General features: G+C 59.5%; 14 protein-coding genes and 1 pseudogene. 12 read left to right on the forward strand and 3 right to left on the reverse strand.

Annotation, left to right across the window (positions count from 1 at the left end; translation table 11 throughout):
• Positions 1–118 precede the first annotated feature (118 nt).
• Together KVG95_RS07410 and KVG95_RS07415 are read left to right on the forward strand one after the other, a co-directional pair.
• Entirely contained in the window at positions 119–1,129 is a 1,011-nt protein-coding gene (locus KVG95_RS07410; RefSeq protein WP_038978569.1) for a class 1 fructose-bisphosphatase, read from the forward strand.
• 3 nt (positions 1,130–1,132) lie between these two features.
• Positions 1,133–1,735 (forward strand): DUF924 family protein, encoded by a 603-nt coding sequence (locus KVG95_RS07415; protein WP_217855302.1) that lies wholly within the window; start codon positions 1,133–1,135, stop codon positions 1,733–1,735.
• 133 nt (positions 1,736–1,868) lie between these two features.
• Here the strand turns inward: KVG95_RS07415 and KVG95_RS30315 are convergent, their stop codons facing one another.
• Together KVG95_RS30315 and KVG95_RS30320 are read right to left on the reverse strand one after the other, a co-directional pair.
• On the reverse strand, positions 1,869–2,633 hold the full coding sequence (locus KVG95_RS30315; RefSeq protein WP_370694726.1) for a methyl-accepting chemotaxis protein: 765 nt from the start codon (positions 2,631–2,633) through the stop codon (positions 1,869–1,871).
• Between the two features lie 93 nt (positions 2,634–2,726).
• Positions 2,727–3,761, reverse strand: a pseudogene (locus KVG95_RS30320) (HAMP domain-containing protein); the annotation flags it as partial.
• A gap of 280 nt (positions 3,762–4,041) precedes the next feature.
• On the opposite strand from KVG95_RS30320, the gene KVG95_RS07425 reads away from it, so the two are divergent.
• Both KVG95_RS07425 and KVG95_RS07430 read left to right on the forward strand, forming a co-directional pair.
• A complete protein-coding gene (locus KVG95_RS07425) occupies positions 4,042–4,296 on the forward strand; it encodes an outer membrane protein assembly factor BamE (protein ID WP_217855306.1) in 255 nt (84 codons plus the stop codon).
• A gap of 32 nt (positions 4,297–4,328) precedes the next feature.
• Positions 4,329–4,898, forward strand: coding sequence for a lipocalin family protein (locus KVG95_RS07430; protein ID WP_217855307.1), 570 nt, complete (start codon positions 4,329–4,331; stop codon positions 4,896–4,898).
• A gap of 118 nt (positions 4,899–5,016) precedes the next feature.
• Here the strand turns inward: KVG95_RS07430 and KVG95_RS07435 are convergent, their stop codons facing one another.
• Positions 5,017–6,381 carry a formimidoylglutamate deiminase gene (locus KVG95_RS07435; RefSeq protein ID WP_052966807.1) on the reverse strand — a complete coding sequence of 455 codons (1,365 nt, stop codon included), beginning with the start codon at positions 6,379–6,381 and terminating at the stop codon, positions 5,017–5,019.
• A 306-nt stretch (positions 6,382–6,687) separates the two neighbouring features.
• On the opposite strand from KVG95_RS07435, the gene hutC reads away from it, so the two are divergent.
• The 8 genes from hutC to hutH all read left to right on the forward strand — a co-directional run bounded on the left by hutC (position 6,688) and on the right by hutH (position 16,246).
• On the forward strand, positions 6,688–7,398 hold the full coding sequence (gene hutC / locus KVG95_RS07440) for a histidine utilization transcriptional repressor HutC (RefSeq protein ID WP_201087442.1): 711 nt from the start codon (positions 6,688–6,690) through the stop codon (positions 7,396–7,398).
• A 10-nt stretch (positions 7,399–7,408) separates the two neighbouring features.
• Entirely contained in the window at positions 7,409–7,978 is a 570-nt protein-coding gene (locus KVG95_RS07445; RefSeq protein ID WP_217855309.1) for a HutD/Ves family protein, read from the forward strand.
• A gap of 453 nt (positions 7,979–8,431) precedes the next feature.
• On the forward strand, positions 8,432–10,135 hold the full coding sequence (hutU, locus tag KVG95_RS07450; protein ID WP_217855310.1) for a urocanate hydratase: 1,704 nt from the start codon (positions 8,432–8,434) through the stop codon (positions 10,133–10,135).
• A gap of 156 nt (positions 10,136–10,291) precedes the next feature.
• On the forward strand, positions 10,292–11,764 hold the full coding sequence (locus KVG95_RS07455) for a purine-cytosine permease family protein (RefSeq protein ID WP_217855312.1): 1,473 nt from the start codon (positions 10,292–10,294) through the stop codon (positions 11,762–11,764).
• A gap of 68 nt (positions 11,765–11,832) precedes the next feature.
• The gene (locus tag KVG95_RS07460; protein WP_123361141.1) at positions 11,833–12,801 is read left to right on the forward strand and encodes an ABC transporter substrate-binding protein; all 969 of its coding nucleotides are present in this window, start codon (positions 11,833–11,835) and stop codon (positions 12,799–12,801) included.
• A 71-nt stretch (positions 12,802–12,872) separates the two neighbouring features.
• Positions 12,873–13,724 (forward strand): ABC transporter permease, encoded by an 852-nt coding sequence (locus tag KVG95_RS07465; RefSeq protein WP_030129253.1) that lies wholly within the window; start codon positions 12,873–12,875, stop codon positions 13,722–13,724.
• Positions 13,721–14,551 carry a quaternary amine ABC transporter ATP-binding protein gene (locus KVG95_RS07470; RefSeq protein WP_051414811.1) on the forward strand — a complete coding sequence of 277 codons (831 nt, stop codon included), beginning with the start codon at positions 13,721–13,723 and terminating at the stop codon, positions 14,549–14,551. The genes KVG95_RS07465 and KVG95_RS07470 overlap by 4 nt, the downstream gene beginning before the upstream one ends.
• A gap of 171 nt (positions 14,552–14,722) precedes the next feature.
• Positions 14,723–16,246: a histidine ammonia-lyase gene (hutH, locus tag KVG95_RS07475; protein WP_217855314.1), complete on the forward strand. Its 1,524-nt coding sequence runs from the start codon at positions 14,723–14,725 to the stop codon at positions 16,244–16,246.
• The last annotated feature ends 8 nt before the right edge of the window (positions 16,247–16,254 follow it).

Here is a 16,254-nt window from a genome sequence, read left to right on the forward strand (position 1 = left end):
TACGCTCAACCCCGCACATGAACTCTATTGGGTGTATCACGTCTGATAGGAGGAAATGCGCCCCGACTCGCGCTAAACTGCGCGGGTTTTTAGCCCCCCCATTCCACCGGAGCCTTCCATGTCCCGCGTTACCTTGAGTCGCTATTTGATTGAGCAGACCCGCAGCAACAACACTCCTGCCGATCTGCGCTTCCTGATCGAAGTGGTGGCGCGTGCCTGCAAGGAGATCAACCACGCCGTGTCCAAAGGCGCCCTGGGTGGCGTTCTGGGCAGCATGGGCACTGAAAACGTCCAGGGCGAAGTGCAGAAGAAGCTCGATGTGATCTCCAACGAGATCCTGCTCGAAGCCAACGAATGGGGCGGTCACTTGGCCGGCATGGCGTCCGAAGAAATGGACAATGCCTACCAGATCCCGGGCAAATACCCGAAAGGCGCGTACCTGCTGGTATTCGACCCGCTGGACGGTTCGTCGAACATCGACATCAACGCGCCGGTCGGCACGATCTTCTCGGTACTGCGTTGCCCGAACGAATACCTGACCCAGAACGAGCCCTTGAATGAAAAGGCCTTCCTGCAGCCAGGTACCCAGCAAGTGGCCGCCGGCTACGCGATCTACGGTCCGCAGACCATGCTGATCCTGACCTTGGGCGACGGCGTGAAAGGCTTCACCCTGGACCGTGAAATGGGCAGTTTCGTATTGACCCACGAAAACATCACCATTCCTGAAACCACCCAGGAATTCGCCATCAACGCGTCCAACCAGCGTCACTGGGAAGCTCCGGTACAGCGCTACGTGGGCGAATTGCTGGCAGGTGATGAAGGCCCGCTGAAAAAGAACTACAACATGCGTTGGGTTGCCGCAATGGTCGCCGACGTGCACCGCATCCTGAACCGTGGTGGCCTGTTCATGTACCCACGCGACAGCCGCGAGCCGTCGAAACCGGGCAAACTGCGCCTGATGTACGAAGCCAACCCGATGTCGTTCCTGGTGGAGCAAGCGGGCGGCGCGTCCACCGACGGCCACCAGCGCATCCTCGACATCCAGCCGGAAGGCCTGCACCAGCGTGTTGCGGTGTTCCTCGGTTCGAAAGAAGAAGTTGCCCGCGTCACGGCTTACCACAAGGAATAAACCATGACCGCGCCCTGGCAGCCGTTGCTCGAATGGTGGTTCGGATCTTTCGAATCACCCAACGAAATATCGGCTGACAAGGGCAAGTTATGGTTCGGCAAGCGCGACAGCCAGGACCTCGAAGCGCGGATGCGTTTCGGGGACCAGGTCGAGCAGGCACTGGCCGGCGGATTGACCGAATGGGTGCAACATCCTGAAGGTTGGCTGGCCCTGGTGCTGCTACTCGATCAACTTCCGCGAATGATCTTTCGCGACACTCCCAAATCCTTTTCAGGCGACCTCAGGGCTCAGGCACTGGTAGCGCAAGGCATTGCTGCGGATTTCGATCGGCAACTGCCACCGATCCAGCGGGTGTTTATCTATCTGGTGTTCGAGCACTGCGAAAATCTGGCAGTACAGAACGAAGCAGTTTCGCGGTTTCTTGATCTGGTTGAACAGCAACCGGAGGCGGATCGGGCGGTGTTTGCCGACAACCTGGATTATGCCGAGCGGCATCAGAAGATCATTGCGCGGTTTGGACGGTTTCCCCATCGCAATGCGGTGTTGGGGCGTGAATCTACGGCTGAGGAGCTGGAGTTTCTTTCAGGTCCCGGGTCTCGGTTTTAGATTTTCATTGCGGCAGAAGCCGCCTTCGCGAGCAAGCTCGCTCCCACATTGGATCTCGGTCGGACACAAAATCTGCGTTCGCTGAAGATCATATGTGGGAGCGGGCTTGCTCGCGAAGGGGTCTGCAAAAGCACTAGATCCGGAAACTACCCACCAACTGCTTCAACCGCGCCGCCTGCTGCTCAAGATCAGCACACGCACGCAATGTCGACTGCAAGTTCTCCACGCCTTCCTGGTTCAGCGTGTTGATCTCGGTGATATCGACGTTAATCGACTCGACCACGGCGGTCTGTTCTTCGGTCGCGGTCGCCACGGACTGGTTCATCCCGTCGATCTCTCCGATGCGCTGCGTCACGCTGCCCAGGCGTTCGCCGGCCTGGTTGGCGATGCCGACGCTGCTTTCGCTCTGGCGCTGGCTGTCGGTCATGGTGCTGACCGCTTCCCGGGCGCCGACTTGCAACTCTTCGATCATCTTCTGCACTTGCTGGGCCGAATCCTGAGTGCGGTGAGCGAGGTTGCGTACCTCATCCGCGACCACGGCAAAACCACGGCCGGCTTCACCGGCACGGGCCGCTTCGATGGCGGCGTTGAGCGCCAGCAGGTTGGTTTGCTGCGAAATGCTGGTGATCACTTCCAGAATCTGGCCGATGTTCACCGTGTTGCTGTTCAGGGTTTCGATGTTGCCGCACGAATCGCTGATTTTTGCCGACAGCTGCTGCATCGCGGCGATGGTTTTATCCACCACTTGCTGACCGTCTTCGGCCAGGGCACGGGCGTCGCTCGAATGCTGCGAGGCGAGGGCGGCGTTCTGGGCGATTTCCTGGGCGGCGGCGCCCAATTCGTTAATCGCTGCAGCCACGCTGCTGGTGCGTGAGGCTTGCTGATCGGAGTTGAACATCGACGAGTTGGAGGCCGCGACGACCCGCAAGGCCACTTCGTTGACTTGGCCGGTGGCCGAGGACACTTCGCGGATCGAGGTATGAATGCGTTCCACGAAACGGTTGAACGAGGTGCCTAGTGCGCCGAATTCATCCTGGCCGTGAATGGTCAGGCGCTTGGTCAGGTCACCTTCGCCCTCGGCGATGTCATGCATGGCGCGGCCCATGGTCAGCAGTGGTTGCATCAGCACGCGGATCAACATGCTCAGCAGTGCGATGATGATCACCACGGCGATGACCATGGCAATGATTGCCGAGGTGCGGAATTCGCTGAGCATCGAGAACGCGGTGTCTTTATCCAGCACCAGCGCCACATACCAGTCGGCAGACGGCACACCATTGACGTGAGTGAAGGAGATGAATTGGGTTTTGCCGTCCAGTTCGACTTCCTTCAGGCCCGGGCTGATTTTCGGCGCGCCGTTGGGATAGGCGTCGGCCAGGTTCTTGAGCACCAGTTTGCTGTCCGGGTGGATCAGGATCTTGCCGTCGGCGCTGACGATAAACGCATGGCCGTGGCCGCCGAAATTCAGCAAGTTGATGATCGCGCTGACGCTGGACAGATCAATGTCTGCGCCGGCGACGCCAATCATTTGATTCTGATGCTTCACTGGCGTGGCAACGGTAATCACCAGTTTGCCCGACGATGCCGCAATGTAGGGTTCAGTGACGATGGTCTGTTGCGCGTTGTTGGCCGCCTTGTACCAGCCACGGGCGCGCGGGTCGTAGTCTGCCGCGCGGTTGCCGGCCGGGACCGAGAACATCACGCCATCGGTGCCGCCAAAGTAGCTCAGCTGGAAGTTGCTGGTGTAAGCCGGCAGGTCGATGGCGCGCTTGAGGTTGGCCTGTGCGCTGCCGTCCACGGCAATCTGCTGGGACAGCGATTGCAGCAGCTGGATACGGCTTTCCAGCCAGGTCTGGATGTTGCTGGTGGTCAGGCTGCCAAGTTCCTGCATCGAGGACTCGGTACTGCTGAGTAAGGTCTGCCGCTGGCGGTAATCGTTGAACAGGATGAAGCAGGCGAATGCAACGGCCACCACGAGGGCGGCGGCCAACAGGATTTTGTGGCTGAACTTCATATTTCTGGTCATTAAATGAGCTACCGCGAAGGGCTGGTCAACAAGGGGTGTCGATTTGCCACAGTGGAAGGCTTTGCGCTGCTTCTATGTCGACTGGCAAGCGCCAAAGATTAGGCGGCCTGGGGGAAAACCGACGAAATACTCAACGGCGCGAAAAAGTGGGCTGATTTATCGTCAAAAGGCTGACGGCGACCAAACAAATAGCCGAATGCTCAGGGAACCAGACAGGAGTTTTCTCTTCTAAGCTTCAGCTTGGCAGCCATGCCATTCCCTTCGCCCCAGGAGTTACACCATGTCGCTGCGATCTATCGCCTTGCTCTCGTTCTGCGTGTTGTTGGCAGCGTGCGGCAAGATCAATCAGGAAAATTACTCGAAGCTGTCGACTGGCATGCCCAAGGCCGAGGTTGAAACCTTGCTGGGCAAACCTACCGATTGCTCGGGCGCGCTCGGCATGTCCAGTTGCACCTGGGGCGACCAAAACAGCTTTATCAGCGTGCAGTATGCCGGTGACAAAGTGCTGATGTTTTCTGGCCAAGGCCTGAAGTAAACCGGGGCTATTCGCCCACGGGAGAAAAAATAATGAAGCGGTTACTGATCGTTCTTTTTGCCGGCCTGGTATTGGCTGGCTGCGCCACTTCTGGCGTAGATCCGTTGGCACCCAAGACCGTCAACTCGGTCAACCTCAAGCGCTACCAGGGAACCTGGTACGAACTGGCGCGTCTGCCGGTGTATTTTCAGCGCAACTGCGCGCAATCCGAAGCCCATTACAGCCTCAAGCCTGAAGGTGACATGGCGGTGCTGAACCGCTGTCTGACGTCGGACTGGCAATGGGAAGAGGCCAAAGGCACGGCTTATCCACAGGTGCCCGGCAAGGCCGACAAGCTGTGGGTCGAGTTCGATACCTGGTTCTCGCGATTGATACCCGGTGTGGCGAAGGGAGAATACTGGGTGTTGTACGTCAGCGATGATTACAAGACCGCGATTGTCGGCGACCCGAGCCGCCGTCACCTCTGGCTGCTGTCACGCACCCCGACGGTCAATGGTGTGGTGCGAGAAGAACTGCTGAGCAAGGCGCGTCAGCAGGGTTATGACACGACGCGACTGATCTGGCGCGCGTCGGATACCAAGATGGCCAAGACTTCGAACTGATTGCCAACGAAGATTAAATGTGGGAGCGGGCTTGCTCGCGAAAGCGGTCTGTCAGTCAACAATTGTGTTGAAGATGACGGTCCCTTCGCGAGCAAGCCCGCTCCCACATTTTTTTGTGTCAGCCTAAGAGATCGCGCAGAACCTGGGTGAAGGCGCGGTTACTCTCTTCTTCCCCGGCATGCCGCCCATCACGCACGACCCACTGGCCGTTGACCAGCACATCCCGCACCTGACGATCACCACCGGCAAACAACCAGCGATTGAGAATCCCGTCACCACTGGCCGTCGCCAGGTACGGATCGTTGCCATCGAGCACCAACCAATCCGCACGCTTGCCGACTTCCAGGGCGCCGATCGGCTGCCCCAGCGCCTGGGCGCCGCCATCCAGCGCGGCGTCGTACAGTGTGCGGCCTACCATCGGCTGATCCGCGCCATACAAACGATTACGCCGCTGATCGCGCAGACGCTGGCCGTATTCCAGCCAGCGCAATTCTTCCACCACGCTTAACGAGACATGGCTGTCGGAACCGATGCCCATGCGCCCGCCCTGCGCCAGGAAATCCACCGCCGGAAAAATCCCGTCGCCGAGGTTGGCTTCGGTGGTCAGGCACAGGCCTGCGATGGCGCGGCTCTTGGCCATGAGCGTGACTTCTTCGGGGTTGGCGTGGGTTGCGTGGACCAGGCACCAGCGCTGATCGACGTCGGTGTTTTCGTACAGCCATTGCAACGGCCGGCGACCGCTCCAGCTAAGGCAGTCATCGACTTCCTTCTGCTGCTCGGCAATGTGAATGTGTACTGGGCACTGCTTGTCGCTGGCCGCCAGCACTTCACTGATCTGCTGCGGGGTGACCGCACGCAACGAGTGGAAACACAAACCCAGGGCCTGGGCCGGTTGCTGCGCCAGGATCGGCTGCAAGCGCGACTGAAGTTTCAGATAGTTTTCGGTGCTGTTGATAAAGCGGCGCTGACCTTCGTTCGGGGTCTGGCCACCGAACCCGGAATGGCTGTAGAGCACTGGCAGCAGGGTCAAACCAATACCGGCGGAGCTGGCCGCCTGGCTGATGCGCAGCGCCAGTTCGGCCGGGTCTGCGTACGGTTGGCCGCTCGTATCGTGGTGTACGTAATGAAACTCCGCGACTGAGGTGTAACCGGCCTTAAGCATTTCGATGTACAGCTGACGGGCGATGACGCCGAGTTGATCCGGGCTGATTTTTCCGACGAGCCGATACATCAAATCGCGCCAGGTCCAGAAACTGTCGTTCGGATTACCCGCCACTTCTGCCAACCCGGCCATGGCCCGCTGGAAGGCGTGGGAGTGTAAATTCGGCATTCCCGGCAGCAGCGGACCGCTCAGCCGTTCGGCGTCATCTGCGTGGGAATCGGCCTGGATATGGGTCAGCACGCCATCGGCACTGACCTCAAGACGTACATTGTTGGCCCATCCACTAGGCAGCAGCGCGCGTTCGGCAAAGAAGGCGGACATGGTTCAGCACCCCATCGTATGTTATTTGTATATACATATACAGACGTTTGCCTGCTCGGTAAACTCCGGCAAGCTATGTGGCTCGTGTGGTTAGTTCGTCAGCTCAAGTTCGGATGCCAGAAATTCAGAGCCAAGGCGCTGCGACGAGTCTTAGCTGGCTATGGCGAGGAGCAGCAACGCAGGATCTGGATTTTCTGGCGCCGAAATTGACTGACAGAACTAACCACACGAGCCACATTACCTCTATTCAACCAACAAGGATTAAACGTGCCGACTCCGCCTGCAGTCTCCCCGTTGGCCGCACACATGGGCGACAGTCCGGCGCCCTTGTACGCCCGCGTCAAACAGATGATCACCCAGCAAATCGACAGTGGAAACTGGCCGCCGCACTACCGCGTTCCGTCGGAAAGCGAGTTGGTCAGCCAGCTGGGTTTCAGCCGCATGACCATCAACCGCGCCCTGCGCGAGATGACCGCCGACGGTTTGCTGGTGCGCATGCAGGGTGTCGGTACGTTCGTCGCCGAGCCGAAAAGTCAGTCTGCCTTGTTTGAAGTGCACAACATCGCCGACGAGATCGCCTCCCGTGGCCATCGCCACACCTGCAAGGTAATCACCCTTGAAGAAGAGGCTGCCGGTTCCGAGCGCGCCCTGGCCCTGGACATGCGCGAAGGCCAGAGGGTTTTCCACTCGCTGATCGTGCATTTCGAAAACGACATTCCGGTGCAAATCGAAGACCGTTTCGTCAACGCGCTGGTGGCGCCGGACTACCTCAAGCAAGACTTCACCTTGCAAACGCCTTACGCCTATCTGAATCAGGTCGCGCCATTGACTGAAGGCGAGCACGTGGTCGAAGCGATTCTCGCCGAGCCGTCCGAATGCAAGTTGCTGCAGATTGAGAAGGGCGAACCTTGCCTGCTGATTCGTCGCCGTACCTGGTCCGGCCGTCAGCCCGTGACCGCCGCCCGTTTGATTCACCCCGGTTCCCGTCATCGTCTGGAAGGACGGTTCCATAAATAAAGAGCCATAAATGAGCCAGTTGAAAGTTTTACGCGCGGCCGATTACCCGCGCATGCCGTGGAAAAACGGCGGTGGCAGCACTGAAGAAATCACCCGCGATACCGGTGTGGGCCTTGATGGTTTTGGCTGGCGCCTGTCGATTGCCGACATCGGCGAGTCGGGCGGGTTTTCCACCTTTGCCGGCTATGAGCGGGTGATCACTGTGCTGCAAGGCGAGGGCATGACCTTGCGCGTCGACGGTCAGGACACACGGTCGTTGTTACCGCTGGACCCGTTTGCTTTCAGTGGCGAGAGTCATGTGTCCTGCACATTGCTCGGCGGCCCGATTCGCGATTTCAACCTGATTTATGCGCCGGACCGTTACCGCGCGCGGTTGCAGTGGCTGGAGGGTGAGCAGCGGTTTTTCAGTTCGGCCGGCACCGTGCTGGTGTTCAGCGTCGCTGAACAGCTTGAAGTGACGGTGGGTAACAACGCCTCTCAGCTAGGACGCCATGATTGTCTGCAACTGGACGGTAACGTTGGCCTGCTGGATATCTCTATCAAGGGGCAGTGCTGTGTGATCGAGCTGATCGCGCGCTGATCCAACACCGAGAGTCGCCTCTATCGCGGGCAAGCTCGCTCCCACAGGACACCGTCGTACTTGTGGAAGCGGGCTTGCCCGCGATGCTTTTCAGAGCTCGAAACCCCGTTTCCCATTGCGCACCACTTTGTTACCGAACGCCCCAGCGTGGCGCAAAACCACGCTCAAGTAACAGCCATCGTCCTCGCGCAAAATCCCCCCCCAAAAATTTCATCTTCCTCAAGGCCCTTGATCTACAGCCTTTCCAGCCCTTTCAAAACTTTTCTTGAACACTCATCCAGCAAGTTGGCCGCTTGATTGCATATGCTTGTATGTACAAGTAAAGACGTATGCGTATGAGTCGATCGAGACTCCTCGCAACGTCCACTGATTCGCTTGTGGCGCTCTGACGCGCACAAGCTCGCTTGCCCACCGCCAGGGTTGGTTTGGATTGATCGCTGAGGAGTCTTTTTCGTGACTGACAATACCCAGAAACCTACTACCGCCTCTTTTACAAAGTACCGTGATGTTGAAATACGTGCGCAGCGCGGTAACAAGCTGACCGCCAAGAGCTGGCTGACTGAAGCGCCGCTGCGCATGCTGATGAACAACCTCGACCCGGAAGTCGCCGAGAACCCTAAAGAACTGGTGGTTTACGGTGGTATCGGTCGTGCGGCACGTAACTGGGAATGCTACGACAAGATCGTCGAAAGCCTGACCAACCTGAACGACGACGAGACCCTGCTGGTGCAATCCGGCAAGCCGGTCGGCGTGTTCAAGACCCACAGCAACGCCCCACGCGTGCTGATCGCCAACTCCAACCTGGTGCCACACTGGGCGAGCTGGGAACACTTCAACGAACTCGACGCCAAAGGCCTGGCCATGTACGGCCAGATGACCGCTGGCAGCTGGATCTACATCGGCAGCCAGGGCATCGTTCAGGGCACCTACGAAACCTTCGTCGAAGCCGGTCGCCAACACTATAACGATGACCTGAAAGGTCGTTGGGTCCTGACCGCAGGCCTCGGCGGCATGGGCGGCGCTCAACCATTGGCCGCAACCCTGGCCGGCGCTTGCTCGCTGAACATCGAATGCCAGCAGATCAGCATCGATTTCCGCCTGAACAGCCGCTATGTCGATGAGCAAGCCACCGACCTCGACGACGCGCTGGCCCGCATCGCCAAATACACCAAAGAAGGCAAAGCGATTTCCATCGCCCTGCTGGGCAACGCGGCTGAAATCCTGCCTGAACTGGTCAAGCGCGGCGTGCGCCCGGACATGGTCACCGATCAGACCAGCGCCCACGACCCACTCAACGGTTACCTGCCGGCCGGCTGGACCTGGGAAGAGTACCGCGCTCGCGCCAAGACCGAGCCTGCTGCCGTGGTCAAAGCCGCCAAGCAGTCCATGGCCGTGCACGTTAAAGCGATGCTCGACTTCCAGAAAATGGGTATTCCGACCTTCGACTACGGCAACAACATCCGTCAGATGGCTCAGGAAGAAGGCGTCGAGAACGCGTTCGACTTCCCAGGCTTCGTACCGGCTTACATCCGTCCGCTGTTCTGCCGTGGCATCGGCCCGTTCCGTTGGGCGGCGCTGTCGGGCGATCCGCAGGACATCTACAAGACTGACGCCAAAGTAAAAGAACTGATTCCGGACGACGCCCACCTGCACAACTGGCTGGACATGGCCCGTGAGCGCATCAGCTTCCAAGGTCTGCCGGCACGTATCTGCTGGGTTGGCCTGGGCCTGCGCGCCAAGCTCGGTCTGGCTTTCAACGAGATGGTCCGCAGCGGGGAATTGTCCGCACCGATCGTGATCGGTCGCGATCACCTGGACTCCGGCTCGGTATCCAGCCCGAACCGCGAAACCGAATCGATGCAGGACGGTTCCGACGCCGTGTCCGACTGGCCACTGCTCAACGCTCTGCTCAACACCGCGAGCGGTGCGACCTGGGTTTCCCTGCACCACGGCGGCGGCGTCGGCATGGGCTTCTCCCAGCACTCGGGCATGGTGATTGTCTGCGACGGTACTGACGAAGCGGCCGAGCGTATCGCTCGCGTGCTGCACAACGACCCGGCTACCGGTGTCATGCGTCATGCCGATGCGGGTTACCAGATCGCAATCGACTGCGCCAAGGAGCAGGGCCTGAACCTGCCGATGATTACCGGCAAGTAACGCAGATTGCTTTACCTGTGGGAGCGGGCTTGCTCGCGAAGAGGCCGGCACATTCAACATCTGTGCTGGCTGATCCACCGCTTTCGCGAGCAAGCCCGCTCCCACAAAAAAGCAGTTCCACAATGGCTTCCCATAACAATCCACAGAGGTTGAACAATGGCTGTTAATGACGATCGTGCAGGCAGTAAACCGTTGATCGAGAAACGTTCGATCGACTACATCCCGGAAGCGGAGAGACACGGTCGTCTGTTGAGCCAGTTCACCCTGTGGATGGGTGCCAACCTGCAAATCACCGCGATTGTCACCGGGGCCCTGGCCGTGGTGCTGGGCGGTGACGTGTTCTGGTCGTTGATCGGTCTGTTGATCGGTCAGCTGCTCGGCGGTGGCGTAATGGCGCTGCATGCGGCGCAAGGGCCCAAGCTTGGCCTGCCGCAGATGATCTCTAGCCGGGTGCAGTTCGGTGTTTACGGCGCGGCCATCCCGATCGTGCTGGTGTGCCTGATGTACCTGGGCTTCACCGCAACGGGCACCGTGCTTTCCGGCCAGGCGCTGGGCCAGTTGTTTGGCGTCAGCGACAGCGTCGGGATCCTCATCTTCGCCAGCGTCATCGTGCTGGTCACGGTGCTCGGTTATCGGGTGATCCATTGGATCGGCCGTGTCGCCAGCGTCATTGGCGTGATTGCCTTTGTTTACCTGTTCAGTCGCCTGATGAGCCAGACTGACGTTGGCGCACTCCTGCAAATCCGCCACTTCAGCTGGACCAGCTTTCTGCTCGCGGTGTCGCTCGCGGCGTCCTGGCAGATCGCCTTCGGCCCCTACGTGGCTGACTACTCACGCTACCTGCCGAGCAGCACGTCCTCGGTGAAAACCTTTTTCGCCGCTGGCGCCGGTTCGGTTATCGGTGCACAGGTGGCGATGATCCTCGGCGTGCTTGCGGCCGCCTCGGCCAACGGGCAGTTCGCCGGCCACGAAGTGGCCTACATCGTGGGTCTGGGCGGTACCGGTGCCACCGCGGCGCTGCTGTACTTCAGCATCGCGTTCGGCAAGGTCACCATCTCAACACTGAACTCCTACGGCAGCTTCATGTGCATTGCGACGGTCATCAGCGGTTTCCGTGGTGACCTGAAAGTAACGCGTTTGCAGCGTCTGGTCTTCGTGCTGGTCATCGTCGGCACTGCGACCCTGATCGCGTTGCTCGGTCAGCACTCGTTCCTCGGTGCGTTCAAGTCCTTCATCCTGTTTTTGCTGGCTTTTTTCACGCCATGGAGCGCGATCAACCTGGTGGACTACTACTGCATCACCCGCGAGCGCTATGACGTGCCGGCACTGGCCGATCCGAACGGTCGCTACGGCCGTTGGAACCCCCTCGGTATCAGCGTCTATGTCTTCGGTGTGCTGGTGCAACTGCCGTTCATCTCTACCAAGTTCTACACCGGTCCGCTGGTGCACGCTCTGGGTGGTGTGGATATTTCCTGGATCATCGGTCTGGTGCTTCCCGCAGGCCTGTATTACGTGTGCGCAAAAAAATGGCACAGCGCAGTACCCGATCACCTGATTCTGCCAGTCGAGCAGGACAGCGATGCAGCACCTATAACAAGCGGGGCCGGTCGCGCTGCGGCGCAGGCCTGACTGGACGTGGACAGGGCTGGATGCCTCTTGACTGCCGTAAGCCAACTCATGATTAGGAGCGTCAAACAATGAAATCGAACAAGACCCTGCTGACCACATTGCTTTCCATGGGCCTGTTGGCCAGCGCCGGCGCCACTCAGGCGGCTGGTTGGTGCGAGTCGGGCAAACCGGTGAAATTTGCTGGCCTGAACTGGGAAAGCGCCATGCTGCTGACCGACGTGCTGCAAGTCGTGTTGGAGAAAGGCTACGACTGCAAGACCGACAGCCTGCCGGGCAACTCCATCACCATGGAAAACGCCCTGAGCAGCAACGATATTCAAATCTTCGCCGAAGAGTGGGTTGGTCGTAGCGAAGTCTGGAACAAGGCCGAGAAGGCCGGCAAAGTTGTCGGTGTCGGCGCGCCTGTCGTGGGTGCTGTCGAAGGTTGGTACGTGCCGCGTTACGTGATCGAAGGCGACGCCAAGCGCAAGCTGGAGCCTAAAGCACCAGACCTGAAAGCGATCGCCGATCTGGGTAAATACGCTGCAGTGTTCAAGGATCAGGAAGAGCCATCCAAGGGCCGTTTCTACAACTGCCCGGCCGGCTGGACCTGTGAGCTGGACAACAGCGAAATGCTGAAAAGCTACGGCCTGGAAAGCACCTACACCAACTTCCGTCCGGGCACCGGTCCGGCGCTGGATGCCGCGGTGCTGTCGAGCTACAAGCGTGGCGAGCCGATCCTGTTCTACTACTGGTCGCCAACCCCGCTGATGGGCCAGGTTGACCTGGTGAAACTCGAAGAGAAACCAGGCGTGAACAAGGAAGTGACCATCAAGGTCGGCCTGTCCAAGACCTTCCACGAGCAAGCCCCGGAACTGGTGGCTGTGCTGGAAAAGGTCAACCTGCCAATCGACTTGCTTAATCAGAACCTCGGGCGCATGGCCAAAGAGCGGATCGAATCGCCAAAACTGGCCAAGATCTTCTTGAAGGAACATCCTGAAGTCTGGCACGCATGGGTGAGCGAAGACGCAGCCAAAAAGATCGACGCGGCCTTGTAGGTTGAGTTTCTCCGACTGTCGGCAACGGCAGTCGGATGCTTGATCGCAACCCCTTGATTGAGAGTCTTTTTATGTTTCCCGAAAGCTTTACCTTTTCCATCGCCGACTGGGTCAACAGTTGGGTCGATTCGCTGGTCACCAACTACGGCGACGTATTCCGCAGCATCTCCGACACCCTGCTGTGGGCCATCGTCAATCTTGAAGGGCTGCTGCGTGCGGCGCCCTGGTGGCTGATGCTGGCGATCGTGGCGGGCGTTGCCTGGCACGCGACCCGCAAAGTCGTGACCACGTCGGTCATCGTCGGTCTGCTGTTCCTGGTGGGTGCGGTCGGCCTCTGGGACAAGCTGATGCAGACCCTGGCGCTGATGATGGTGGCGACGGTCATCTCGGTGCTGATCGGCATTCCGCTGGGCATCCTCTCGGCGCGCAGCAATCGCCTGCGTTCGGTGCTGATGCCGCTGCTGGACATCATGCAGACCATGCCGAGTTTCGTGTACCTGATCCCGGTGCTGATGCTGTTCGGCCTGGGCAAGGTCCCGGCGATTTTCGCCACGGTGATCTACGCTGCGCCGCCGCTGATCCGCCTGACCGATCTGGGTATTCGCCAAGTCGACGGTGAAGTGATGGAAGCGATCAACGCTTTCGGCGCCAATCGCTGGCAACAATTGTTTGGCGTGCAACTGCCGCTGGCCCTGCCAAGCATCATGGCCGGGATCAACCAGACCACCATGATGGCCCTGTCGATGGTGGTCATCGCCTCGATGATCGGTGCCCGTGGCTTGGGTGAAGATGTGTTGGTGGGGATTCAGACCCTCAACGTCGGACGCGGCCTTGAAGCCGGTCTGGCGATCGTGATTCTGGCAGTGGTCATCGACCGCATTACTCAGGCGTATGGTCGGCCACGGCATGAGGTGAGCAAATGAGCAACGAAGCCATCAGCAAGATCGAAGTCAAAAACGTCTTCAAGATTTTCGGCAGCCGCTCCAAGGATGCGCTGGGCATGATTGGCCAGGGCAAGACCAAAGATCAGGTATTGGCCGAAACCGGCTGCGTGGTCGGCGTGAACGACCTGTCGCTGAGCATTGGCACTGGCGAGATCTTCGTGATCATGGGCCTGTCGGGTTCCGGCAAGTCGACCCTGGTGCGCCACTTCAATCGCCTGATCGACCCCACCAGCGGCGCGATCCTGGTGGACGGCGTGGACATCCTGCAATACGACATGGAAGCCCTGCGCGAATTTCGCCGGCACAAGATCAGCATGGTGTTCCAGAGCTTCGGCCTGCTGCCGCACAAGACCGTGCTGGATAACGTCGCCTACGGCCTGAAAGTGCGTGGCGAGAGCAAGCAGATGTGCGCCGAGCGCGCGCTGCACTGGATCAACACCGTGGGCCTCAAGGGCTACGAAAACAAATATCCGCATCAGCTTTCGGGTGGCATGCGCCAACGTGTAGGCCTGGCTCGCGCACTGGCGGCGGACACCGACATCATCCTGATGGACGAAGCCTTCAGCGCCCTCGACCCGCTGATTCGCGCTGAGATGCAGGACCAGTTGCTGGAACTGCAAAAGACCCTGCACAAGACCATCGTCTTCATCACCCACGACCTCGACGAGGCCGTGCGCATCGGCAACCGCATCGCGATCCTCAAGGATGGCCGGCTGATTCAGGTCGGCACGCCACGAGAGATCCTGCATTCGCCGGCGGATGAGTATGTGGACCGGTTTGTACAGCGGCGGGCTGCGGTGGTTTAAAGAGATTTGCGGTGTTTGTGCTGGCCTCTTCGCGAGCAAGCCCGCTCCCACATTAGATTGTTGGTGTATTAAAAATTTGTGTTCGACACAGATCCAATGTGGGAGCGGGCTTGCTCGCGAAGGCGGTGGTGAAGCTGCATCAATATTCAGGTTGTACGCACGAGGTTGAAGATGTCCCAGGCTGAAAAAATCGTTATCGCCGACGCCCCGTTGCGCTGGCAGGATGTGGTTGCCGTAGCCCGTCACGGCGCACAGCTCGAGCTGTCGCCCCAGATCTGGGCGCGGATCGAGAATGCCCAGGCGATCGTCCAGCGCATCGTCGTCAGTGGCGAGCGTGCCTATGGCGTCAACACCGGACTCGGCGCGCTGTGCAACGTCTCGCTCAAAGACGAACAACTCAGCCAGTTATCGCGCAACACCTTGCTTAGCCACGCTTGTGGCGTCGGCGCGCCTTTGGCCGACGAGCAGACCCGCGCAATCATCTGCGCCGCTATTCGCAACTATAGCCATGGCAAATCCGGCATTCATCGCCAGGTGGTCGAAGCCCTGTTGGCACTGCTCAATCGCGGCATCACCCCGCAAGTGCCGTCCCAGGGTTCGGTGGGCTACCTGACCCACATGGCCCACATCGGAATCACGCTGCTGGGTGTCGGCAATGTCAGCTATCGCGGGCAGATCGTTTCCGCGCAGCAGGCGTTGAGCGAAGAAGGTCTGCAGCCGGTGCAACTGGGCGCCAAAGATGGCTTGTGCCTGGTCAACGGCACGCCGTGCATGACCGGTCTCAGCTGTCTGGCCATTGCCGATGCGACGCGTCTGGTGCAGTGGGCCGATGTGATCGGTGCCATGAGCTTCGAAGCTCAGCGTGGCCAGATCGCCGCGTTCGATGCCGAGATCATCGCGCTCAAGCCTCACCCGGGCATGCAGCAAGTCGGCATCAACCTGCGGGCGTTGCTCGATGGCAGTGAAGTGATTGCCAGCAGCAAGGGCATTCGTACTCAGGATGCATTGAGCATCCGCTCGATCCCGCAAGTCCACGGCGCCGCTCGCGATCAACTTGAGCACGCGAAAAAGCAGATCGAAACCGAACTCAACTCGGTCACCGACAACCCGATGCTGCTGGGCACGCCGGACAACTTCCGGGTGGTGTCCCAGGCCAACCCGCACGGTCAGTCGGTGGCATTGGCGGCGGATTTGCTGGCGATCGCCATGGCCGAAATCGGCTCCATCGCCGAGCGTCGCCTGGACCGTTTGATCAACCCGCACGTCAGCGGTCTGCCGGCGTTTCTGGTGGCCAATCCCGGGGTGAATTCCGGGATGATGATCGTCCAGTACGTTGCCGCGTCCCTGTGTGCGGAAAATCGTCAACTGGCGCAACCGGCGGTGCTCGACAACTACGTCACCTCGGGCTTGCAGGAAGATCACTTGAGCATGGGCACCAACGCGGCGCTGAAGCTGCATCGCGCGCTGGAAAACTGCACGCAGATCCTCGCCATTGAATATTTGCTGGCATCCCAGGCGTTTGAATTCCTCAAGGAGCAACGCTTTGGCGCTGGCACCGATACCGCGTGGCGTCTGCTGCGTGAGCGGGTTCCGGCCTACGACCAGGACCGCTGGCTGGCACCGGACATCGCTGCCGCTGCCGGTGTTTTGAAAGACCAGAGTTTGCTGCACAAGGCTTTACCGAACCTGAACTGAAATCCACA

The sequence above is a fragment of the Pseudomonas farris genome (assembly GCF_019145235.1).
Classification (GTDB): domain Bacteria; phylum Pseudomonadota; class Gammaproteobacteria; order Pseudomonadales; family Pseudomonadaceae; genus Aquipseudomonas; species Aquipseudomonas farris.

Bases quoted from the DNA above. Each gene is read 5' to 3' on its own strand.
- KVG95_RS07460 (WP_123361141.1), top strand. From the start codon at position 11,833: ATGAAATCGAACAAGACCCTGCTGACCACATTGCTTTCCATGGGCCTG.
- KVG95_RS07430 (WP_217855307.1), top strand. From the start codon at position 4,329: ATGAAGCGGTTACTGATCGTTCTTTTTGCCGGCCTGGTATTGGCTGGC.
- KVG95_RS07455 (WP_217855312.1), top strand. From the start codon at position 10,292: ATGGCTGTTAATGACGATCGTGCAGGCAGTAAACCGTTGATCGAGAAA.
- KVG95_RS07445 (WP_217855309.1), top strand. From the start codon at position 7,409: ATGAGCCAGTTGAAAGTTTTACGCGCGGCCGATTACCCGCGCATGCCG.
- KVG95_RS07465 (WP_030129253.1), top strand. From the start codon at position 12,873: ATGTTTCCCGAAAGCTTTACCTTTTCCATCGCCGACTGGGTCAACAGT.
- KVG95_RS07415 (WP_217855302.1), top strand. From the start codon at position 1,133: ATGACCGCGCCCTGGCAGCCGTTGCTCGAATGGTGGTTCGGATCTTTC.
- KVG95_RS07425 (WP_217855306.1), top strand. From the start codon at position 4,042: ATGTCGCTGCGATCTATCGCCTTGCTCTCGTTCTGCGTGTTGTTGGCA.
- hutC (WP_201087442.1), top strand. From the start codon at position 6,688: ATGGGCGACAGTCCGGCGCCCTTGTACGCCCGCGTCAAACAGATGATC.
- KVG95_RS07410 (WP_038978569.1), top strand. From the start codon at position 119: ATGTCCCGCGTTACCTTGAGTCGCTATTTGATTGAGCAGACCCGCAGC.
- KVG95_RS07470 (WP_051414811.1), top strand. From the start codon at position 13,721: ATGAGCAACGAAGCCATCAGCAAGATCGAAGTCAAAAACGTCTTCAAG.
- KVG95_RS07435 (WP_052966807.1), bottom strand. From the start codon at position 6,381: ATGTCCGCCTTCTTTGCCGAACGCGCGCTGCTGCCTAGTGGATGGGCC.
- hutH (WP_217855314.1), top strand. From the start codon at position 14,723: ATGTCCCAGGCTGAAAAAATCGTTATCGCCGACGCCCCGTTGCGCTGG.
- KVG95_RS30315 (WP_370694726.1), bottom strand. From the start codon at position 2,633: ATGTTCAACTCCGATCAGCAAGCCTCACGCACCAGCAGCGTGGCTGCA.